Origin of the sequence: Vitiosangium sp. GDMCC 1.1324 (assembly GCF_003044305.1) — a bacterium.
Taxonomy (GTDB): Bacteria; Myxococcota; Myxococcia; order Myxococcales; family Myxococcaceae; genus Archangium.
Genome location: NZ_PZOX01000008.1, coordinates 496835 through 517334 on the forward strand (window position 1 = coordinate 496835; position 20500 = coordinate 517334).

The 20500-nt window shown below is 68.7% G+C and carries 20 protein-coding genes; 10 read left to right on the top strand and 10 right to left on the bottom strand.

Features of this window, described 5'->3' with window-relative positions:
* Positions 1-48: 48 nt before the first annotated feature.
* The gene (locus tag DAT35_RS25290) at positions 49-939 is read right to left on the bottom strand and encodes a zinc metalloprotease (protein ID WP_108069694.1); all 891 of its coding nucleotides are present in this window, start codon (positions 937-939) and stop codon (positions 49-51) included.
* Positions 940-1118: 179 nt separating this feature from the next.
* On the opposite strand from DAT35_RS25290, the gene DAT35_RS25295 reads away from it, so the two are divergent.
* Entirely contained in the window at positions 1119-2243 is a 1125-nt protein-coding gene (locus DAT35_RS25295; protein ID WP_233261691.1) for a 5'-nucleotidase, read from the top strand.
* 27 nt (positions 2244-2270) lie between these two features.
* Here DAT35_RS25295 and DAT35_RS25300 read toward each other — a convergent pair whose 3' ends face one another.
* The 6 genes from DAT35_RS25300 to DAT35_RS25325 all read right to left on the bottom strand — a co-directional run bounded on the left by DAT35_RS25300 (position 2271) and on the right by DAT35_RS25325 (position 7845).
* Entirely contained in the window at positions 2271-3365 is a 1095-nt protein-coding gene (locus DAT35_RS25300; protein ID WP_108069695.1) for an NAD(P)/FAD-dependent oxidoreductase, read from the bottom strand.
* Positions 3362-5116 carry a fatty acyl-AMP ligase gene (locus tag DAT35_RS25305; RefSeq protein WP_108069696.1) on the bottom strand — a complete coding sequence of 585 codons (1755 nt, stop codon included), beginning with the start codon at positions 5114-5116 and terminating at the stop codon, positions 3362-3364. Before DAT35_RS25305 ends, DAT35_RS25300 begins: the two co-directional genes overlap by 4 nt.
* Positions 5113-5406 carry an acyl carrier protein gene (locus DAT35_RS25310; RefSeq protein WP_108069697.1) on the bottom strand — a complete coding sequence of 98 codons (294 nt, stop codon included), beginning with the start codon at positions 5404-5406 and terminating at the stop codon, positions 5113-5115. Before DAT35_RS25310 ends, DAT35_RS25305 begins: the two co-directional genes overlap by 4 nt.
* Positions 5399-5971 carry an isoprenylcysteine carboxyl methyltransferase family protein gene (locus tag DAT35_RS25315; RefSeq protein ID WP_108069698.1) on the bottom strand — a complete coding sequence of 191 codons (573 nt, stop codon included), beginning with the start codon at positions 5969-5971 and terminating at the stop codon, positions 5399-5401. The genes DAT35_RS25310 and DAT35_RS25315 overlap by 8 nt, the downstream gene beginning before the upstream one ends.
* Positions 5965-7050: a type III polyketide synthase gene (locus DAT35_RS25320; protein ID WP_108069699.1), complete on the bottom strand. Its 1086-nt coding sequence runs from the start codon at positions 7048-7050 to the stop codon at positions 5965-5967. Before DAT35_RS25320 ends, DAT35_RS25315 begins: the two co-directional genes overlap by 7 nt.
* Before the next feature lie 165 nt (positions 7051-7215).
* Entirely contained in the window at positions 7216-7845 is a 630-nt protein-coding gene (locus DAT35_RS25325) for a LysE family translocator (RefSeq protein WP_233261692.1), read from the bottom strand.
* Between the two features lie 147 nt (positions 7846-7992).
* Between DAT35_RS25325 and DAT35_RS25330 the strand changes: the two genes are divergently transcribed.
* The gene (locus DAT35_RS25330; protein ID WP_233261693.1) at positions 7993-8640 is read left to right on the top strand and encodes an NlpC/P60 family protein; all 648 of its coding nucleotides are present in this window, start codon (positions 7993-7995) and stop codon (positions 8638-8640) included.
* Positions 8641-8683: 43 nt separating this feature from the next.
* Here DAT35_RS25330 and DAT35_RS25335 read toward each other — a convergent pair whose 3' ends face one another.
* Positions 8684-9175, bottom strand: a complete 492-nt coding sequence (locus DAT35_RS25335) for a hemerythrin domain-containing protein (protein WP_108069700.1) — start codon at positions 9173-9175, stop codon at positions 8684-8686.
* A 274-nt stretch (positions 9176-9449) separates the two neighbouring features.
* Here DAT35_RS25335 and DAT35_RS25340 point away from each other — a divergent pair, with 274 nt between their 5' ends.
* Both DAT35_RS25340 and DAT35_RS25345 read left to right on the top strand, forming a co-directional pair.
* Positions 9450-9929, top strand: a complete 480-nt coding sequence (locus DAT35_RS25340) for a MarR family winged helix-turn-helix transcriptional regulator (protein WP_233261694.1) — start codon at positions 9450-9452, stop codon at positions 9927-9929.
* 73 nt (positions 9930-10002) lie between these two features.
* A complete protein-coding gene (locus DAT35_RS25345; RefSeq protein ID WP_108069701.1) occupies positions 10003-10380 on the top strand; it encodes a hypothetical protein in 378 nt (125 codons plus the stop codon).
* Positions 10381-10402: 22 nt separating this feature from the next.
* On the opposite strand, the gene DAT35_RS25350 is transcribed toward DAT35_RS25345, so the two are convergent.
* Positions 10403-11320 carry an endonuclease/exonuclease/phosphatase family protein gene (locus DAT35_RS25350; protein WP_108069702.1) on the bottom strand — a complete coding sequence of 306 codons (918 nt, stop codon included), beginning with the start codon at positions 11318-11320 and terminating at the stop codon, positions 10403-10405.
* Positions 11321-11521: 201 nt separating this feature from the next.
* On the opposite strand from DAT35_RS25350, the gene DAT35_RS25355 reads away from it, so the two are divergent.
* Positions 11522-13060, top strand: a complete 1539-nt coding sequence (locus DAT35_RS25355) for an alpha/beta fold hydrolase (RefSeq protein ID WP_108069703.1) — start codon at positions 11522-11524, stop codon at positions 13058-13060.
* A gap of 19 nt (positions 13061-13079) precedes the next feature.
* Here the strand turns inward: DAT35_RS25355 and DAT35_RS25360 are convergent, their stop codons facing one another.
* Positions 13080-13754 (bottom strand): DUF4336 domain-containing protein, encoded by a 675-nt coding sequence (locus DAT35_RS25360; protein WP_108069704.1) that lies wholly within the window; start codon positions 13752-13754, stop codon positions 13080-13082.
* Positions 13755-13976: 222 nt separating this feature from the next.
* Here DAT35_RS25360 and DAT35_RS25365 point away from each other — a divergent pair, with 222 nt between their 5' ends.
* The 5 genes from DAT35_RS25365 (at position 13977) to DAT35_RS25385 (ending at position 20449) form a co-directional block, all read left to right on the top strand.
* Entirely contained in the window at positions 13977-15053 is a 1077-nt protein-coding gene (locus DAT35_RS25365; RefSeq protein ID WP_108069705.1) for an acyltransferase, read from the top strand.
* A complete protein-coding gene (locus DAT35_RS25370) occupies positions 15050-16126 on the top strand; it encodes an acyltransferase (RefSeq protein ID WP_158501867.1) in 1077 nt (358 codons plus the stop codon). The genes DAT35_RS25365 and DAT35_RS25370 overlap by 4 nt, the downstream gene beginning before the upstream one ends.
* Before the next feature lie 110 nt (positions 16127-16236).
* Positions 16237-17184, top strand: a complete 948-nt coding sequence (locus DAT35_RS25375; protein WP_158501868.1) for a sulfotransferase domain-containing protein — start codon at positions 16237-16239, stop codon at positions 17182-17184.
* A gap of 115 nt (positions 17185-17299) precedes the next feature.
* Positions 17300-17494, top strand: a complete 195-nt coding sequence (locus DAT35_RS25380; RefSeq protein WP_108069708.1) for a DUF6229 family protein — start codon at positions 17300-17302, stop codon at positions 17492-17494.
* A 108-nt stretch (positions 17495-17602) separates the two neighbouring features.
* Positions 17603-20449 (top strand): type 2 lanthipeptide synthetase LanM family protein, encoded by a 2847-nt coding sequence (locus DAT35_RS25385; RefSeq protein ID WP_108069709.1) that lies wholly within the window; start codon positions 17603-17605, stop codon positions 20447-20449.
* Positions 20450-20500 lie beyond the last annotated feature (51 nt).

Genomic DNA, 20500 nt, shown 5'->3' on the forward strand with positions numbered 1-20500 from the left:
AGAGGCCCGCTGCTCATGTCCGGGACGAGAGATGTCCCGAGCCGGGGATTACTTGCCCGAGCGGTACGAGGTCCACATGCTGTTCATGCGGGTGTTCTGGCCCGCGCTGAACGTGTTCATGCAGGTGTCGTAGCTGTAGTCCATGAAGTTGGTGATGGGGTCCACGCCGCCGCCGGAGCAGGTGTCGCGGCCGGTGGGGCAACCGGAGGCCGCCGAGGCCTCGGGCGCGGTGTCGCTCACGCTGTCACCGGGGCTGGCGCAGCCGCCCTGGAACGTGTGGTACAGGCCCATCCAGTGACCGACCTCGTGCGTGCCGGTGTCGCCCTGGTTGTAGTTGGTGGCCGAGCCGCCGGGCAGCGAGGACTGGAGCACCACCACGCCGTCCATCTTCGGGCTGCTGGCGTAGTTCCAGGGGAAGGTCGCCCAGCCCAGCAGGCCGCCGCCCATGTTGTTGGTGTAGAAGTTGAGCGCGGTCGCGGTGCCCTTGCGCAGGGCATTCTTCATGTTCGTCTCACACGTGCCGCCAGTACACGTGTAGTACGTGGAGTTGTTCGTATAGTCCGTGCCCGCCAGCGTAAAGCTGAAGCCGGCCGACGCGTAGGCGGCATTCAGCACGGAGATCTGGTTGGCGATCTGCGTGGTGGTCACACCGCCGTTGCCGCTCGAGTCACGGATGACGTGAACGTACACGGGGATGGAGACGGCCATGGCGTGCACCTGCCCGCCCATCGCCTGCTTCGCCTGGAGCGCCTCGAAGCGGGCCTCGATCTGCGCCACCTCTTCCGGCTCGAAGTCGGCGTTGCCGCACTGGCGGGGGTCCGCCACCGCCTGGGCATCCACAGCCTCGCCCTGCTGCTCCGCGCCATCAATGGGGCCGCAGCCCGTCATCGCAGCGATCGCACCAAAAGCCAGAACCGACTTCCCGAGAATCGAACGCATGTGTGCCTCCACCTTTCGCAATTGAGAAGCCCCAATTGAAGGAGGCGCATCTTTTAAATTAGTCTGAGAAAATACTCAATACACCAAATATCTTTTAAGACGGAATTCCTGGTCTGCCCCAGAAAACAAGTTTCAGTTGCAACGACCTTCCGGGCCCGTCCCCGTGCCGAGGAGAAGAAGTGAAGACCCGATTCACACTGATGCTGATGGCCGTGCTGCTGCTGGTGCCCCTCATGGCCCAGGCGGCGCCCCGGCGGCTGGTGCTGCTCTTCACGGGAGACAACCGGGGAGAGATCGCCCCCTGTGGCTGCAAGCAGGAACCACAGGGCGGACTGGCGCGGAGGAAGACAGCCATCGAGCAGGAGCGGGCCCGGGGACTGCCGGTGGTGTTGCTGGATTCGGGTAACGCACTGTTCCGCGAGCCCGGGCGCCGGGAGGAGCCCCTGGTGCAACAGCGGGCGGAGCTGGTGCTCGATCAGATGGAGGCGCAGGGCACGGCGGCCATGGCGGTGGGAGAGAGGGATTTGTCGCTGGGCCTGCCCTATCTCCAGAAGGCCACGCGCGGGAAGAAGATGAAGCTGCTGTCGGCCAACCTGGTGGACAAGGCCGGCAAGGCCCCCTTCGCAGCCTCCATGGTGGTGGAGGCCGGAGGGCTGAAGCTGGGCGTGGTCGGGGTGTCCCCCGAGGGCTCGCCGGCCGGGGAGCCTGGATTGAAGGGCCGCCCTCCGGTGGAAGTCGCGCTGGCCGAGGCCCGCCGGCTGCGCCAGACCCGGAAGGTGGACGTGGTGGTGATCCTCGCGGCGGTGCCCTACCAGCAGGCCGTGAAGATGGCCCTGCTGGCCGGGGACGCGGTGGACTTCGTGGTGCAGTCGAATGACGCCCGGGGCATCGGCATAGGCGAGCTGGTGGGCAGCCACACCGCCGTCTTCCCCGCGGGGGAGCTCGGGAAGCAGGTAACGCGGCTGGAGCTGAGCGTGGACGGGCCAGGGCCCTCGGTGGACCTGGGCTCGGGGACGCGGGCCCGCCAGCAGCTGCGCGTGGTGGAGGACAACCTCCTGAAGGCGAACGAGCGTCTGGCCAGCACCCAGGACGAGCCGACGCGCGCGGAGCTCACCCGCACCATCGTGGAGTTGGAGGGTCGCCTGCGGCAGCTCGAGGCGGAGGTGGACGTGAAGCCCCCCGCCGGCGGACGCGCGCACCAACTCTCCTATGTCACCCTGGGCCTGGCGGTGCCGGATGACCCGGTGCTGAAGCAGCGGGTGGAGCAGCTCGAGCCGGCCGGCTCGGCCAGTGCCCCGCACTGACGAGCCTCCGCGCGCAGGGGGAGCTCGCTAGACGATGACGTGGGCGAGAATCCGCTCGAAGACGCGCGGGCTCGTGCCCAACCAGCGCACCAGGGGACGGCGCAGCCTGGGCCTGTTCGCCAGCATCAGCATTCCCCGCGTCAGCCAGGCGTACTTGCGGAACGCCCGCTGGAACACCCGCTCATAGGGCAGCAACGACTCGCGCGTCGCGCCCTTCGTCAGCGCGTCCGGCAACAGATTCCCCAGCGCCTCCGCGCACGTGAAGGCCAGTGACAACCCCTCCCCCGTCACCGCGTCCACGTACCCCGCCGCGTCTCCCACCAGCGCGAATTGGTCCGCCACTCGCGCCCGCGCCGCTCGCGCCAACGGCCCCGCCCCCCGGGCCTTCGAGTCCGGTTCCGCTCCCGTCACCCGCTCGGCCAACACCGGGAAGCGCGTGAGCAGGGACTCGAAGCCGATGTGCCCCGGCAGCCCATCCGCCCACAGGAAGGCCACCCCCACCCGCTCATCCCCCGCTGGCGTCACGTACGCCTCCACGCCCTCGGACAGGTGCACCTCCACGAAGGGCGCCCAGGGCTTCATCCGGAAGTGCTTGCGCAGCCCGAAGCGCCTCGGCCCCGCGACCTCCAGCTCCAGCCCCTCGGCGCGCCGCAGCGGCGAGGCCAGCCCGTCCGCCGCCACCAGCATCCGCGCTCGCAGCGGCCCGGCCGCCGTCTCCACCTCCCAGCCCTCCGCCGTGCGCCGCTGGCCCAACACCGCGCACCGCTCGCGCAGCTCCACGCCGACCCTCCGCGCCCTCGTGGCCATCGCCGTCGCCAGCGCCACCCGCCGCACGCCCAGTCCTCCAGGCGCCGGCAACCGGCCCTCCGCGCCGCTCCCGTCCTCCTGCACGTAGCGGATGCCCACGAAGGGCGCGCACTCCCTCCGGTCCAGCAACTCGAGCGCCCCGAAGCGCTCCAGCGCCGCCACTCCCGAGGGCATCAGCCCCTCACCACACGCCTTGTCCGGTGGCACGGCGGCGCGCTCCAGCACCACCGTGCGCAGGCCCCGCTTCGCCGTGGTGAGCGCCACCGCCAACCCCGCGGGACCTCCGCCCACCACCGCGACGTCCCAGGCGCTCACTCCCCGCGTCCCGCTCGCGCGAAGGCCAGCGCGCTCTTCGCCATCTCCACCACCAGTCCCACCGTCCCCACCTTCTTCGGCGCCGTCAGCTCGCCCGCGAGGTAGCGCCGCAGCGCCTCGGCCCGGCGCAGCTTCCCGCTCGAGGTGCGCGGCAACGTCCCCGGCTCCAGCACCCGCACCGTGTGCGGCCTCACGCCCGTGCCCGCCACCACCGCCTCGCGCACCCGCTCCTCCAGCCCCTCCACCTCCGCACCCGACGCGCTCTCGGCGAGCACGAGCAGCACCTCGTCCTGCTCTCCCTCGGGCGTGAAGCCCAGCGCCACCGCGCAACCCGTGCGCAGCCCCTCCACTCCCTCCAGGCACTCCTCGAACTCCTGGGGCGCGTGGTTGGCGCCTCGGATGATGACCAGGTCCTTGGCCCGGCCGGTGAGGAACAGCTCGCCGTCCGCCTCGAAGCCCAGGTCTCCCGTGTCCAGCCAGCCCTCGGCGTCCAGCGCGCGTGCCGTGGCCTCCGTGTTGCCGACGTAGCCCACCATCACCGAGGGCCCTCGCGCGAACACCCGCCCCACCCGCCGCTCCGGCAGCTCGTGTCCCAGCTCGTCACGCACCTGCACCTCGAAGCCCGGCACCGGACGTCCCACGGACACCACCTCGCGCGAGCCGTCCACCACGCGCCGCTCCGTGGCCAGCACCCGCGCGTCCACGCCCAGCCCGCGCGGCCCCCGGCCCGCTGGTGGGAAGGTGACGGCCAGCGAGGCCTCGGACAGCCCATACACCGGCCGCAGTGCTCCCGCCTGGAAGCCCCACCGGGAGAAGCGCTCGGTGAAGCGGCGCAGCGTCTCCAGCGACACCGGCTCCGCGCCGTTGAGCGCGTGCTTCCAGCCGGAGAGATCCACGCCCTCCATGTCTGCGTCCTTCACGCGCTTGAGGCACAGCCCATAGGCGAAGTTGGGCGCGGGGGAGATGAAACCGCGGTGCCTCGACAGTGCACGCAGCCACAGCGCCGGGCGCGCGAGGAACACCTCGGGAGGAATCAGCACCAGGTTGCCCGGGTAGTACGCCGCGGACAGCAGGCAGCCGATGAGGCCCATGTCGTGGTACAGCGGCAGCCAGGACACGCCCACTCGCGCCACATCCGGCGTGAGCGGCATCTCCGCCTCCAGCGCCGCGAGCTGCGCCACCAGGTCGCCATGGCGGAGCGCCACCGGCTTCGGGTCCACCGTCGAGCCCGAGGAGAACTGGATGAGGGCGAGCGCCTCGGGACTGGCGGGCACGGCCAGGTCCCCCTCGTCGCGGGACACCTCCTCCACCGTGTGGCAGCCGAGCCTCGGACGCGCCGCCGCCACGGACTCGCCCAGCAGCAGCCTCACTTTCGAATCCGTGAGCACCACCACCGAGGCGGACACCTCCAGCATGCGCGCGGTGGAGCGGTGGTATTCCTCCAGCCGCCCCAACCTCACCGGCGGGTAGAGCGGCACCGGCACCGCGCCCGCGAGCAGCGTGCCGAAGAAGGCATCCATGAAGCCCGGCGAGGTGGGCAGCAACACCGCCACGCGCTCCCCGGGAGCCACCCCCAACCGTTGCAGGCCCGCGGCGGTGCGGCGGGCGCGCCCGTACACCTGGGCCCAGGACAGGGACGTCTCGCGCTCCGCCGCGTCCACGAAGACGAGCCCATGCCGGGTCCGCGCCGCGGCGGCGAGCACCGCATCGAGGGTGGCGTGCTTCACGGAAGGCAGCGCCGCTCCCTTCATGACGCACCTCCCGCGCGCCGCTGTTGCGGTTCCTCGTGCGGTTCCTCGGCGGCGCGCGCCGCCACCAGACGCGCGAGGTCCCCCACGGTGCTCACCTCCACCGAGTCCTCCATCGACAGGCGGATGCGGAAGCGGTTCTCCAACTCCACCGCCAGCACCGTCAGCCCGAGGCTGTCCAACTGCAGGTCCTTCATCAGGTGCTGCGAGGGCTCCACCGGCCCCTTCCAGTCCAGCTCCTGCGAGACGATGCGGCGTATCTCGGAGAGGACGACCAGCTCGTTCTCAACCACGGTGCACCTCCGGGATGAAGCGAGGCTTGTTCGCGAAGGCCTCTGCGTAGGCGGCGCCCAGTGCCTCCTCCTCGGCGCGGATGCGCACCCGGAGCAGCAGGGCATTGCCCAAGGTAAAGACGACGGCCGTCACCCACGCCCCGTGGATGAGCGGCACCGCGGCCAGCTCCAACACCACCGCCACATAGTTGGGATGGCGCAGGAACCGGTACGGCCCCCGCGTCACCGGGGTCAGGTCCGGCACCACGATGATGCGCGTGTTCCAGCGGTCTCCCAGCGAGGCGATGGCCCAGTAGCGCAGCGCCTGGGCCACGAGCGCCACACCGAGCGCGGCAAAGCCAGACGCCCCGGGAAAGGCACGCTCGAGCACCAGCACCTCCGCCGCGCACGCCACGAGGAAGAGCGAGTGAAAGACAACCATCACCCGGTAGTGGCCCTGTCCCGTCTCCACCCCGCCGCGAGCGAAGGCCCGCGCCGCGTTGCGCTTGGAGAGGACGAGCTCCACGAGCCGCTCGGCGGCGAGCAGCCCCAGGAAGGCCAGATAACCCTGCAGGGAGCTCACCATCGCAGCAGCACCAGCTCGGCGCAGAAGCCCGGTCCCATGGCCAACATCACCCCCCAGTCCCCCGGCTGGGCCTTGCCGGACTCCAGCATGTCGCCCAGCACGAAGAGCACGGAGGCCGAAGACAGGTTTCCCACCTCGCGCAGCGAGGCCCATGAGTGCGCCAGCGCCTCCGGCGTCAGCTCCAGCGCCTCCTCGAAGGCCTGCAACACCTTGGGGCCACCGGTGTGCGCCACCCAGTGCTTCACGTCCTTGCGCGTGAGCCCGTGCTCGGCGAGGAAGCCATCCACGTCCCGGCGGATGAACTCGCGAGCGAGCTGCGGCACCTTGGCGGACAGCACCACCTTGAAGCCCGTATCCACCACGTCCCAACCCATGATGCGCTCGGTGTCCGGATAGAGCACCGAACGCGTGGCCACGATGCGCGGGCCGGACGTGGCATTCCCCCGCTCGGCGCCCTGGAGCACCACGCAGGCCGCGCCATCGCCAAACAGCCCCGAGGCGATGATGTTGGGAATGGAGAGATCCTCGCGCTGGAGCGTCAACGAGCACAGCTCCACGGAGAGGAGCAGCGCCGTCTGGCCCTTCCACGCCCGGAGGTAGTCCGAGGCCCGCGCCGTCCCCGCCGCGCCCGCCACGCACCCCAGCCCGAAGATGGGCGTGCGCTTCATGTCCGCGCGCATGCCCAGCCGGTTCATCAACCGCGCGTCGATGCTCGGCGTGGCGATGCCCGTCACCGTGACGAAGAAGACGTGGTCCACGTCCCGGGGCGTGAGCCCGGCACGGTCCAACGCCTTGCGCACCACCTGCTCGCCCAGGTCCAACGCGGCTTGAATCCACGCGTCATTGCGCTGCTGGAACGTGACGAGCGACAGATACCGCTCGATGGGCAGCGCGAGAAAGCGCCCGTCCACCTGGACCGAGCGGTGCAATTCTTCCAGCCGCTCGATGTTGAAGTGCCGGGTGGACCACAGGCCGCGCAGGGCGCCGATGATCTGGTCCTGGGGGACGTAGTGGGGGGGAAGCATTCTCTCCACCGCGCGGATGACGGGAGAAGAGTCCTGGCCTGGTGCGGAGTTCATCGACGCCGTCCCTGGAGTGGAGGGGGAATCGAGGGTTTATCACCCATCCGCGAGAGTGCGACCCCTTGTGAAAAGGGCAAAAGGGCTGACAACTCGAGCCACCACCTCGCGGCACGCGCACGTGTCCGCTGGTGCACAAACCCGCCCCCCAGGGCTGGCCGGGGGCTACTTCCGCTCGAGCAGGGCGAGCCGCAACCCGAGCCCCACGAAGACGAGCCCCGTGAGCCGCTTGAAGACGGTGGACGCGCCCAGGCGGCGCTTCGTCCAGAGCCCGGCCCCGCTCGACACGAGCGCCACCACGCCATTCACCAGCGTGCCCGAGACGTTGAAGATGAACCCGAGCAACAGGAACTGAGCCGCCAGGGGGCCACGCTTCGGGTCCACGAACTGCGGAAGGAAGGCGAGGAAGAACAGGGCCACCTTGGGATTGAGCACGTTGGTGACGACGCCCTGGCGGAAGATGGCCCAGAGCCGGGCGCGCTCGACGGTGGGCGCGGCCAGCGCGGTGTCGCGGCTGACGAGCGCGCGCACGCCGAGGTACAGGAGGTAGGCGGCCCCCGTGAGCTTGACCACTTCGAAGGCGAACGGCACGGCCATGAGCAGGCCCGAGAGCCCCGCGGCGATGGCGAAGGTGTGCACGAGGCACCCGGCCGCGATGCCCAGCGCGGAGACGATGCCCGCCTTGCGGCCCTCACTCACGCTGCGGGCCACCACGTAGAGCATGTCGGGGCCGGGCGTCACGTTGAGCGCGAGCGTCGCGGCGAGGAACACCATCAAGGTCGTCAGGTCGAGCATGGCTGGACTCTATCGCGCGCCGGCGGGAGGACGCGTTGGGCAGAGTCCTTCCCCAGGTGGGACAAAGGAAGGGAACACGGCCGTTGGCGAACGGACAGCACACCCGGTGAAAGCCGGGGGCACGGCGGTTGCTGATGAGGACCCGGCATGCACCGTGCCTTCCTGCTGTGTGCCATGCTGGGCATTCTGCTCTCGGGCGCCGAGGCCGGGGCCGCTCGCCGCGCCGCCTCGAGCCAGAGCACCGAGAGCGCATCGGGGACGCTCGCTCGCCGGGCCGTGGTCCGTGCCTCCCTGTGGGTGGGGCTTCCCTCTCTCACCAGGGTGAGCCGCTCGGTGAACGATGATTGCTCCGGACTGGCGAACCTCGCCTACCGGAAGCGGGGCTTGAACCTGCTGCCCGAGCGCACCAACCCCGGAGAGGGAGGAGTCGCCGCCATCTACCGCAAGGCCCGGTCACTCGACGCGCTGCACGACGAGCCGCGCCCGGGAGACCTGGTCTTCTTCCGGGAGACGTACGACCGCAACGGCGATGGGCGGCGCAACGACGGGCTCACGCACATCGGCGTGGTGGAGCGCGTGGAGCCGGACGGCACGGTGACGTTCGTTCACCGCGCGGGCGGAGGCGTGAAGCGCTCGAAGCTGAACCTGAGCCAGCCCGGCGTCCGCAGGGACGCCCAGGGCCGGGTGCTCAACGACTACCTGCGCCGCCCGGAGAAACGCGTGCGGCCGCGGCTGGCGGGCGAGCTGCTCGCGGGCTTCGCCACCGTGGACCAGCGGTGGTTCACAACTCCTTGACGAACGCGGCGCTATCCCGGCATGACGATGGACTCCCCGTGCTTCATACCAGGGGCGCCGCCTCGCCGGTCTCACGGGGAATCTGCATGCGAGGCTCGGTCTGGATGAGCTCGGAGAACAGGGTCTCCAGCTGCTCACCCATGACGGCCAGCTCCTCCTTCGTCATCATCTTCTTCACGTCCTTGAAGAGCACGCCCTCCTCCTCCTCGACGTGGTGGTCCACCATCTCCTGGAGCAGCTTCATCTTGGCCCTGAACTGCATGTCGGAGGGGTCCATGTCGAGCAGATCCGCGATGATGCGCTTCATCGCCAGATGTTCCTCCACGGCCTCCTGGAGCTTGTCCGCCGTGGGCCCGACGTAGACGCTGGGGTAGAAGATCTTCTCCTCGATGGACGAGTGCGCCGCGAGGTTGTCCGCGATGCGCGCGAACAGGTCCATCAGCGACTCGTCGCCGCCGTCGATGGCCTTCTCGAACTTCTCGAACAAGTCTTCGACCTCGCGGTGCTGCTGCTTCAACAGTTCGATGGCGTCCATGGTGTCTCTCCCGTGCTGCGTGAGTTCCATCCGGTGCGGTGGACCTAATGTCGGCACGTCATCCGGGGACGCCAACTGGAAGGCCCCTCCCCCGCCAGGGGACGTGCCAGAGCAGGTGTGGAAGCCCCGGATGCATGCCCGCTCCCCGACGGGACGTGCACGGCGGTGGCCGCTTGCCGCCTCCAGGTGGCCTTCCCTCCAGAAGGAGCGCGCCAACATTCTGCCTTGACGGAGCGGGTACACTCAGCGACCCGGGCCGGCACGAGGAAACTCCGTGTCACGGACTATCGCCACGACGGGAGGCACGGCGGCCGATGTCGACCGGCTCCGCCGGCTCTTGTTCACGCTGGGCCGGCAGCACTCGCTCCGGGACCCGCTGGCCAGACACTGCGAGCGGATGGAGCTCACCGCACCGCAAACCCATGCCCTGCTGTGGCTGGGGCAGGAAGGCGCCCTCACCATGGGCGAGCTGGCCCAGCGGCTGGGCATCACCGAGAAGACAGTCACCGGCGTGGTGGACAGGCTCGAGCGCAGTGGCCACGTGCACCGCGAGCGCAACCCCGACGACCGCCGCGTCATCCGCTGCCGGCTCACCGCATCGGGCGCCCGGCTCCGCCGCAAGCTGGATGCCTCCGTCACACAGGGGATGGGCCAGTTCCTGGAGCACCTGGACACCACCGACCGGCGGGCCCTCTTCCGCATCCTGGAGAAGCTCATCGCCTCGGACACGCCGAAGACAGGGCCACGAGACTGAGCGGATGGATGGAGCGGACAGAAGACACCGGAGGCCATGGACGAGTGCGTCCGGCTGCGCTTCACTGCGGCCGATGACTCCTCACGAAGCAGAGAAGGCCCTGGCGGACGCGGAAGTCGTGCCGTGCATGGAGACACAACTGGCGGACGCCCGGATGCTGGTGGAGGCGTGCCTGGCCGAGGACGTTCCCGCCATTGTCCACCGCGAGGCGTGTAGCAAGCCGAGCTGCTCTCCGAAGTTCCAGGTGCTCGTGCGCTCCGAGGATGCTCCCCGGGTCGCGAAGCTGCTTCAGCAGCGCTGGCTGGACAGCCTGCAGCGAGAGGGCGTCATCCCCGAGGGCCGCGGTCCACGGGAGGTACCGGAGGACGGCGAGCTCCCCTGCCCCGCGTGCGGCACGGCCGCCCCCCTGGTCGAGGGCGCGTGCAGCGACTGCGGGTTGCAGCTCGAGTGAGCCGGCCACCCGCTGGCGGGGGCTACGGACTGGTGACGGCGGAAGGCGCCTGGGCCTGCACCACCTCGGCGGTGGGCGCCTTCACGGGCTCGAGCAGGGTGAGGTCGGCCACCACGGGGTAGTGGTCGGACGCCTTCACGCGCAGCACCTTGCTGCTCTTGGGCATGAAGCGGTCACAGGCCAGCACGTAGTCGATGCGCACGCTGGGGAGGATGGGCAGCGGATAGGTGTCCGCGGAGCCCTGGCCGCGCAGGGCAAACGCATCCAGCAGCTCGCGCTTGAAGAGGCGCACGGCACCTGAATCGGGCGTGTCGTTCATGTCACCCATCAGCAGCTTGGGCCTCGGATCCTGGTCCATCAGCTTCATGATGGCCACGCTCTGGCGCACGCGGATGTTCCCGTTGAAGGGGCGCCGCGTGAGGTGAGTGACATAGACGCTTACCTCCTGCCCATGCACCTTCATGAGGATGCGGGCCACGGTGCGCGGCTCGGCGCCGGGTTCCACGGGCAGCGGATGCTGCTCCACGGACTCCAGCGGGAAGCGGGAGAGGATCGCCACGCCATAGTCCCCACCGTACAGGGTGGTGGTGCGGAAGTGGGCGAAGTAGGGCAACCCGGTGCGCTGGGCCAGCACGGCGGGCTGATCCAACCCATGGGAGCGCCGGGTGCGGACATCCACCTCCTGGAGAGCAACGATGTCGGGCGCGGCGGAGTGGATGGCTTCAGCCACCTTGTCGAGACCCTGGCGGCCCGACTGGATGTTGAAGGTCATCACCCGCAGATCACCTTCGGCGTGCGCCGGCGCGGCCGCGGGGACCGTCAAGGCTCCGGGAGCCGAGAGCGCCACGGGAGTGGGCTCGGCGCGAAGGAGCTGCGGGTTGGAGGCACACGCGAGCGGGGTCGCGAGGAACAGGCCGGCAAGGAGTCGGTCAATTCGCATGAGGGTGGGGAGGGATCATCTCAGCAATCCGCAAGCCCGTCTTCACGCCCCTCTGAGTCAGGCCGGAGAGCAGCCAGGTAACCCGAGAGGACACCCCTGTACCGGCGGTGAAGGTCATTCACCTGGAGGGAATCTTCAGACCAGGCAGGCGTTCTGCGGCCCAACTCTCGGTAAAGCACCCACGCACGGATGGAGGAAATCATGATGGGCCTCGAGGGGATACGGTGGCTCCGGACAGCAGGCGCCCTGCTCATTCTCGCGCGGATGGTCATCGCCCAGCCAGCCCACGCAGCGGACGCGACCGGCTCGCGGAAGGCCGGGGACGTCGTGATGGAGAGCGGCGCGGGAAAGACGCCGGAGGGAGAGACGGTTCCATACGAGCTCGGCACCTTGTTCGTTCCGGAGAACCGGGCGGCGCCTCACAGCCGGCTCATCGGCGTCGGGTTCGCCCGCATCCGGGCAGCGAGCCCCACCGGAGGCCCACCGGTCTTCATTCTGACCGGCGGTCCCGGCAGCACCCTTCTGAGCACCTTGACCGACAGCGACGCGGCTTCGCGACGCCGACTGGCTCTGTGGGTCCAGTACAGCGCCGCGGGCGACGTGGTGGTCGTGGACCAGCGCGGCTATTCGAAACGGGGCGAGGTATTGGAGTTCACCACTCCAGAGCAGCCTCTGGATCGGCCGCGCTCCCTGGCCGAGAACGCCGACAGCCTGGTGCAGGCGGCCAAGGCGGCGGTTGCGGCCCACCCCGACAAGGATCTCGCCGGGTACACCATCGCCCAGTGCGCAGAGGACGTGAACGACCTGCGGCGGGCGCTCGGGTACAGCCAGGTCACACTGTACGGAGCAAGCTTCGGCTCGCAGTGGGGCTTCGCGGTGATGCGGCTTCACCCGGAGATCGTGGCGCGAGCGCTGCTCACGGACGTGGAGCCGTTGGACTACGGCTATGACATGCCGTCGCACGTCTTCGCGGCGCTCCAGCGGATTGCCTGGGATGCCGATCGGGATCCTGGACTTGCGCCCTATCTGCCGAAGGGCGGAGTGATGGGGGCGCTGCGCGCGGTTCGCGACCGTCTCGCGAGCGGGCCCATCAAGGTCAAGGTCAAGGATGAGACGACGGGCAAGGCCCAGACCGTGACGCTCGGGTTGGAAGACTTTCAGGATTCGCTGCTCAGGTCAGCGGAGACCTGGCCCGCCTTCATTCTGTCCCTCTATCACCGTCACTACGACGACTGGGCGCGTGAGGTCATCCACCAGCGCAGGAGCGTTGAGCCCGCCGCGCTCATTGGTCCGCTGATCGATACGAGCCTGGGGGTATCCGCCGAGCGTGAACATCTCCTGCGGACCGACTCAGGCATCGACTTCCTGGGCACGGGGGCATTCCATTCCTACATCGCCTCCGCACCTGCCTGGCCGACGCCGGACCTCGGCGATGAAATGAGGCTCACGGTTCCGAGCCCGATTCCCGTGCTCTTCTTGCATGGGGACTGGGACACCTCCACGCCCATCGAGAACCTGTTGAACATCCTGCCGTACTTCACCAACAGCCGGGCGATCCTGGTCCACCGCGGCACGCATGGTGATCGCAAAACCCTGCGCGAACAGCACCCTCAGCTCTGGGCTCAGCTCATCGAATTCTTCAAGACCGGAGACACACGAAACTTTCCGGTCCACGTGACGCTCCGCGCTCCCGAGTTCCAGCGGCCGGCGTTCCCAGCGCCCGCCAGGCCCGCCTTGTGACGAGACCGCGCTGGAGGACCTAGAGCCACGCGAAGGCATCGCGCAGCGCCTCGCGGCCACCGCTCTCGAGCACCTGGCCATGGCAGGGCACCACGCGGTCGAAGTCCCACGTGAGCACGCGGTCCCGCCACGCGCGCAGCGAGGCCCGGTCCTTCACCATGGACTTGAGCAGCCACGTGGGAGCCAGACGCCCGTAGGCCCCGCACAGCTTGAGGTAGGTCCGCGTCACCCACGAGGGCGAGTCGTGGATGTTGAAGGCCAGGTCGGTGAGCAGCAGCGTCCGGCTGGGGCGGTGCAGGAAGACGAACTCCTCGAGCTTGGGGATGCCGTGCGTCAGGAGCAGCTCGACGGTGGGTGACTGGCCCACGTCCAGCGTGTCCGACAGGTCCACGTCGATGCGCAGGTCGGGCCGCTTCTTGCGCAGCCCCGCGGGCGCGAGCACCTTGGCCGAGGGGTACGCGGCGGCCCAGTCCCCGAGCGACACGTGGTGCATCACATTGGGCGCCACCAGGAAGCGCACCGGCCCCAGGGCATCCACGGCGCTCCGAGCAGCCGCGTCCAGCTTCACGGGGGAGTGCAGCCACAGTCCTCCGTCCGGCAGGCGGACGACCGTCATCCGTCCGCCCAGCTCCATGCCCCCGATGCGGAAGGGGACATCCAGGACGAAGAGGTCATCGGACAGCGGACGCAACATGGCGGGCTCCTTGGTTGCCGACCGGCGAACCAAAAACCAACCCACGTCCGGAATCAACGCCAGCCATGGGCTCTCCAGGCAGGAAGACACGGTCCAGGACCCGCGCGCCCTGCAAGCAGGCATCGGATTCCGCTCCTTGGAGGGACACCGGGCGCTCGGCTAGAAGGGGCGGATCTTCTCCCGGGGCCAGGCGGCTCGGGGGCCCATCTGGAGAGCGCCTTGATGCGGTCACGGTTGCCAGGACTGGATGGCTTGCGGGCGCTGTCGATCGGCCTCGTCATCCTCTACCACTGCGCGCACACCGAGGGCTTCCCCGACATCGCGCTGCTCAAGGCGGTCGCCCGCACGGGAGTCGTCGGCGTCCAGGTCTTCTTCGTCATCAGCGGCTTTCTCATCACCTGGCTGCTGCTGGGCGAGGAGGAGAAGACCGGCCGCATCGACCTCAAGGGCTTCTATTACCGGCGCGCGCTGCGCATCCTTCCGCCCGCATTCGTGTATCTGGCGGTGGTGGCGGTGATGGCGGCCTTCCGGGGGCTCCCCGTGACGAACCGGGAGTTGCTCGCCTCCGTGTTCTTCGTCCGCAACCTGAACCTGGGGGACTCCGCCTTCACGAAGCACTTCTGGAGCCTCTCCATCGAGGAGCAGTTCTACCTCGTCTGGCCGCTCCTCCTGATGTGGCTGCCGCGCCGGGCACGGCTGTGGGCCACCGCGGGGTTGATCTGCGCCGAGCCGCTCTGGCGCCAGCTCAACACCTGGCACTACGGCGCGACGCAGGTGATGTGGACCCGCACGGATCTGCGTTACAGCGGTCTGCTGGTTGGGGCCCTCCTCGCGTTGGTGCTCGAGGCGCCGCAACTGAAGGCGAAGCTGGACAGGCTCCTGGCGTTCGGTCCCTGGCTGTTCGCGGTGGCAGGGGCCACACTGATGGGACTGATGCACATCTTCCCGGAAGCGAGCTCCAAGCTCCTCCAGGTGGATCCAGGCCTCATCCAGGCGCTCCTCATCGTCGTGATGCTGGTGGTGCTGGTGGAAGGGCGCGGCGGCGTGTTCTCGTCCTTCTTCGAACTGGCCCCCATCCGATGGGTCGGGCGAATCTCCTACAGCCTCTACCTGTGGCAGCAGTTGTTCTGTTTCGAGAGCACCGGCCCCTGGTTCGAGCGCTTCCCGTTGAACGTGCTCGCTTCCTTCGCGCTCGCCGCCGCGAGCTATTACTTCATCGAGCAGCCCGTGCTGCGCTGGCGCGACCGCCGGCGCCAGAAACCGGCCCTCGCTCCAGCACCTGGAGAACCCCTTCCATGAGCTCTCGATTGCCAGGACTGGATGGCCTGCGGGCGCTGTCGGTCGTGCTCGTCATCCTGCACCACGCCGTTGGCACCGAGGGCTTTCCCAGGAGCCACACGCTCGAGCGGATCGCCGAGGCGGGAAACATCGGCGTCCAGGTCTTCTTCGTCATCAGCGGCTTTCTCATTACCTGGCTGTTGCTGGGCGAGGAGGAGAAGACCGGCCGCATCGACCTCAAGGGCTTCTATTACCGGCGTGCGCTGCGCATCCTTCCGCCCGCCTTCGTGTACTTGGCGGTGGTGGCGGTGGTGGCGAACCTCCGGGACACGCCCATCGCGATGCGAGAGCTGCTCTCCGCCGCCCTCTTCGTCCGCAACCTGGGGCCGGTGGACTCCACCTATACGCGCCACTACTGGAGCCTCGCCATCGAGGAGCAGTTCTATCTCGTCTGGCCGCTGCTGTTGATGTGGCTGCCGCGCCGGGCGCGGCTGTGGGCCACCGCGGGGTTGATCTGCGCCGAGCCCGTCTGGCGTCAGGCCAACACCTGGCTCCTTGGCGCGGCCCACGTGAACTGGGTCCGCATGGATTTGCGCTACAGCGGGCTGCTGCTCGGCGCGCTCTTCGCGCTGGTGCGCAAGGAGCCGCGGCTGAAGGCGAAGCTGGACAGGCTCCTGGCGTTCGGTCCCTGGCTCTTCGTGGCGGCCGGGGTCGCGCTGGTGGCGCTGCTGGCCACTCCCCTGGACGCACAGCCCAGGCTCTTCCGGGTGGATCCGGAGCTCCTGAAGTCGCTCCTCATCGTCGTGCCGCTGGTGGTGCTGGTGGAAGGGCGTGGCGGCATGTTCTCGTCCGTCTTTGAACTGGCCCCCATCCGATGGGTTGGGCGGATCTCCTACAGCCTCTACCTGTGGCAGCAGTTGTTCTGCACCACGAGCAGCGGCCCCTGGTTCGAGCGCTTCCCGTTGAACGTGCTCGCCTCCTTCGCGCTCGCCGCCGCGAGCTATTACTTCATCGAGCAGCCCGTGCTGCGCTGGCGCGACCGTCGGAGCCAGAAGCCCACCCTCCCGCCCGCACAGGCTCCGTCGTCGAACTGAGTTCACCGGGCGAACAGCCCGTGCAGTGAACGATGCTGGACGCGCCGGGCACGAGGCACGCTCGCTCATGGCCCTTCCGCGCTACGAAGGGCCGCATGAGGCACTCCCCGATGCATCGACGTCTGCTCGATTCCGGTATCACCCTCCTCGGCATGCTGGCGTCGCTGGTCTGGGGCGTCATGGGCCCCATCCACACCCTCTCGATGCGGCTCCGGTGGAAGCGCTTCCGGATGTATCAGTTCAAGGCTCGCCCGGATGATGTGTTCATCGTGACGTATCCGAAGTCCGGCACCACCTGGATGCAGATGATCGTGTGGCAGTTGAAGTCCGGGGGGAGCCTGGACTTCCGTCACATCGAGGACGTGGTGCCCTTTCTGGACCGGTGCGGCGCCGCGGATCTGCCCCGGCTGGAGGCGCTCGAGTCCCCCCGCTTCTTCAAGAGCCACCTACCGTATGAGGACGTGCCTCGGGGCGGCAGATACATCTACGTCGTCCGCAACCTCAAGGACGTCGCCGTCTCGTATTACCACCACTACCTCCTGATGGAGGACTTCAAGGGTGGACTCAACGTCTTCGTGAAGATGCTGGTGACGCGGCGCACGAACGGAGGGAGCTGGGCCCGGCATGTCCTCTCGTGGCTGGAGCACCGGAACGACCCGAACGTGCTGTTCCTCTCCTACGACGAGATGCAGGCGGATCTGCCGGGGACGCTCCGGCGCGTGGCCCGGTTCAGCGGCCTCACGCTGGATGAGGCGCTCATGCCATTGCTCGTGGAGCAGTGCGGTGTGGCCTTCATGAAGAGACTCGAAGCCAGGTTCGACCCGCGTTTGAGCCGCCGTGGAAATTTCGTCCGCAAAGGCGAGACGGGCGACGGGCTGCGCGAGCTGGACGCGAAGCTCCAGGCGGATGTGTTGTGTGAAGAACAGCGGGTTTTCGACCGGGCCCGGGAGCTGGATGCCTCGGGCGCTCTAGAGCGGCTGCTGCGCGGAGAAGTCCTCTCTTCACACGATGCGTCAAAGGAAGCGACTCACGAAAAGCTGAGAAAGTTACCGTCGTAACTTGTCGTCCCGAAACCGGGTGCGCTTATCATGCGCGCGCCGGGAACGGTGAGACCTGTGAGTGACCGCACCCGGTGCATTCCGTGGTTCAAACTCGTATCAAGTGGAGGATTCAATGACTGATTCCCGCATTGACGAGATTCTGACCGGCTGGCTTTCGGGTTCCGAGTCTGCCTTTGGAATGAACAACCCCGCGGGGCCGCTGTATATCGGCGGCGAGGCCACCGAGGCCGCGCTGACCAATTCGACTGATGCGCTGTACACCGGCTGTAGCTCCTGCACTGGCTCCCTCCACAGCTACTGCTGCTGATCTCTGGCTGAGGCAGTGCTTGCCGTTCGCCGTGCGGCACCGGACGCTCCAGCTCCGATGCCGCGCGGTGGTCGTGAGAGGAATTGATTCCTGGGGGAGAGCCTTCGCATGGAGAACTCGGAAGGATTCGCACGTCCGGTGGCCACGCTCATCGAGCCATTCCTCGAGACGCTGGCCGAGCGGATCGGCCGGGTGAGCGGCCTCGGTGAGCGCGAACGTGCCATCGTCCTCGCGGCCGCCGATGCAGGCCTGCGCAACAACGCCCAGCTCAAGCTCAACCGGGTCTTGCTGCTGGAGCTCCACGCCGCGGGACTGACGGGCAGGCTCGACGCGGCCGACGAGCAGCGACGGTGGGCGCAGTTCATCGACCTGGCCCGCACCGCACCGTTCTCCGAGCACCTGCGCCGCCGCTACCCGACGCTGCACGAGCGGCTCGCCACCGCCTGCCGATTGCAGCTCGACGCGGTGCTCACCCTGGTGGAGCGCTTCGTCGCGGACCGGGACGCCCTCACCGGATTGCCGGGCCGGCCCGGCGGAGAGCTGCGCGCCCTCAGTCTCGGCGCGGGTGACTCCCATCGTGGCGGCCACACCGTGGCCCGGCTGGACTTCGAACAGGGCACGGTGATGTACAAGCCGCGCCCGGTCCAGGTCGACAGCGCCCTGGAGACAGTGCTGGACCTCGTCCTGGCCGGCACACCCGCCCAGGAGCGGATACGGATTCCGCAGGTACTGGTACGCGACGGCTACGGTTGGGCGGAGTTCGTCGAGCACCGCTACTGCGAGGACGAGGCCGAGCTGACCCGCTTCTATCTCAATCTCGGCCACTGGCTCGCCGTGATGCGGCTGGTGGGCGGCACCGACCTGCACTCGGAGAACCTCATCGCGCATGGCCCGGTCCCCGTGGTGGTGGACGTCGAGAGCCTGTTCACTCCGGACCCCACGGTTCCCCCCTCCGGCCGGGGAGATGCGGTGGACATCGCCGCGAAGACGATCCGCGGCACCGTGCTGCGCACCGGCCTCCTGCCCCTGCGTACAGCGGGCCTCGCCCTGGCGGGCGTAGACATCTCGGCCGTGGGCGCGCTGCCCGGGCAGCAACCGAAGATCCCCGTTCCCACCATCGTCGACGGAGGCAAGGACACCGCACGCCTGGGAATGACCACGGCGGACCTGCGGCCGACGAAGAACCATCCCAGTCCGCGGCCGGTCCTCGAACGCTACTGGGACCAGATCGTCACCGGCTTCCGGGACCTGACCGCGCACCTCGGCAAGCTGGACGCCGGGCGTGGAATCACCGAGCTGCTGCGGCCCTTCTCCGGCTGCGAGGTCCGGCGCATTCTCCGGCCCACCCAGGCCTATGCAGAGATCGGCCGAATGCTCTGGCACCCCGCCTCTCTGCACAACGAGCCCACCGCCATCACGCGCGCCCGGGACATTCTGCGCCGCAACGCGGAGGCGATTCCCGGTGCACCGACCGAGCCCGAGGAGATCGACCGCGAGATCGGCGACCTGCTCCTGGGGGACGTCCCCGTCTTCACGGCCACCGTGGATGACGTGTTGCTCGAAAGGACCGTGGACACGTGGAGGTCGGCCGACCTCCCCTTAGAGGAAATGACCATTCAGGGAGCACTGGTCAGCGCCTATCTGAACGAGCGGGTCCTGCCACCGCGCAGGCAGACCCCCACACAGCAGCGGCGCCGAGAGCAGCTGGACAGCCGCCGCAGGACGCTCGCCGCCAGGATGGTCAAGATGATGGGCGACGCGGCCATCCGCGGCACGGACGGCACTGTCACATGGATCAGCCCCGTGCTCACCGAGTTCGGCTGGGCCATCCGCCCGTTGACCGCCGACGTCTACAGCGGGCAGGGAGGGGTCGCGGTCGTGCTCGCCGAGTACCTGAACGAGGTGCGTCACCGGCGGGCCGATGCGGTGGAGGGCCTGGCGGACACCCTCGCCGGCACCATCGCGGTGCTCCGCGCGACGGAGGACCACGTGCCCACCCAGCAGCTCGGTGCGTTCCTGGGCCTGGCCTCCCAGGTGTGGACCTGGAGCACGCTGCACGACCTGCTGGGCGAGCCGTGGATGCTGGAGCGTGCGCGCGCCCGCGCCGAGGTGCTCAACCAGCGGATGACCGAGGAGGACCGCCTGCTGGAGATCATCGGCGGAGTGTCCGGAGTCATCGTGCCGATGCTCAACCTGGCCGAGCAGACTGGAGAGGAGCGGTGGCTGCGCACCGCCATCGCGGCCAGCCACCGGTTGGAGAGCACCGCGCAGCGGGATGAGACCGGCGCACGATGGTCGACCTCGATGTTCCCCGAGGCCATCGGCGGTTTCGCCCACGGCGCGACGGGGATCGGCTGGTCGTTGGCCCGGCTGGGGCTCAGCACCACAGGCACGGGGTCCGACCGTCAACGGTGGCTCGGCCTCGCCGACCAAGCCTTCGCCTTCGAGGAGTCGCTGTACCGCCCGGAAGCGGGCAACTGGGCCGATGCGCGCAAGGGCAGCGCCGTCGACTTCGTCACCGCCTGGTGCCATGGCAGCACGGGCATCGGGCTCGCGGCGTGCGACCTCTACGTCCGCACCGGGGAGCAGCGTCACCTGGACGTGGTGCGACGGGCCTGCGCCGCGGGCTTCCGCGAGGGCTTTGGCTGGAGCCACACCCTCTGCCATGGCGACCTCGGGCTGTGGGAGTTGCTGAACACCGCACGGAGCCTCGACTCCGGCTACTCCGGACCCGACCGCGACTGGATGGACGGTGAGCTGCTGTCCAGCCTGGAGGAGCGCGGACCCGTGGGAGGCCTGGCACGAGAGGCCTTCTCCCCCGGGCTGATGCCAGGGCTCGGCGGAGTCATCCACCTCCTGCTCAGGATGCACCCCGAGCAACAGCTCGCCTCACCACTACTGATGGGCAGGTGCGGCGAGCCGAACCAACGCCCGAGGGCTCTCACCCCGCGCTGATGGGAACCATGGGAGGATCTGCCATACGAGGCCCCGGCATCCTCCCTCCCC

Coding starts and splice junctions, on each gene's coding strand:
- DAT35_RS25380 (WP_108069708.1), top strand. CDS start 17,300: ATGACTGATTCCCGCATTGACGAGATTCTGACCGGCTGGCTTTCGGGT.
- DAT35_RS25360 (WP_108069704.1), bottom strand. CDS start 13,754: ATGTTGCGTCCGCTGTCCGATGACCTCTTCGTCCTGGATGTCCCCTTC.
- DAT35_RS25305 (WP_108069696.1), bottom strand. CDS start 5,116: ATGAAGGGAGCGGCGCTGCCTTCCGTGAAGCACGCCACCCTCGATGCG.
- DAT35_RS25320 (WP_108069699.1), bottom strand. CDS start 7,050: ATGAACTCCGCACCAGGCCAGGACTCTTCTCCCGTCATCCGCGCGGTG.
- DAT35_RS25385 (WP_108069709.1), top strand. CDS start 17,603: ATGGAGAACTCGGAAGGATTCGCACGTCCGGTGGCCACGCTCATCGAG.
- DAT35_RS25290 (WP_108069694.1), bottom strand. CDS start 939: ATGCGTTCGATTCTCGGGAAGTCGGTTCTGGCTTTTGGTGCGATCGCT.
- DAT35_RS25365 (WP_108069705.1), top strand. CDS start 13,977: ATGCGGTCACGGTTGCCAGGACTGGATGGCTTGCGGGCGCTGTCGATC.
- DAT35_RS25335 (WP_108069700.1), bottom strand. CDS start 9,175: ATGGACGCCATCGAACTGTTGAAGCAGCAGCACCGCGAGGTCGAAGAC.
- DAT35_RS25375 (WP_158501868.1), top strand. CDS start 16,237: ATGCATCGACGTCTGCTCGATTCCGGTATCACCCTCCTCGGCATGCTG.
- DAT35_RS25345 (WP_108069701.1), top strand. CDS start 10,003: ATGACTCCTCACGAAGCAGAGAAGGCCCTGGCGGACGCGGAAGTCGTG.
- DAT35_RS25330 (WP_233261693.1), top strand. CDS start 7,993: ATGCACCGTGCCTTCCTGCTGTGTGCCATGCTGGGCATTCTGCTCTCG.
- DAT35_RS25350 (WP_108069702.1), bottom strand. CDS start 11,320: ATGCGAATTGACCGACTCCTTGCCGGCCTGTTCCTCGCGACCCCGCTC.
- DAT35_RS25370 (WP_158501867.1), top strand. CDS start 15,050: ATGAGCTCTCGATTGCCAGGACTGGATGGCCTGCGGGCGCTGTCGGTC.
- DAT35_RS25355 (WP_108069703.1), top strand. CDS start 11,522: ATGATGGGCCTCGAGGGGATACGGTGGCTCCGGACAGCAGGCGCCCTG.
- DAT35_RS25315 (WP_108069698.1), bottom strand. CDS start 5,971: ATGGTGAGCTCCCTGCAGGGTTATCTGGCCTTCCTGGGGCTGCTCGCC.
- DAT35_RS25325 (WP_233261692.1), bottom strand. CDS start 7,845: ATGCTCGACCTGACGACCTTGATGGTGTTCCTCGCCGCGACGCTCGCG.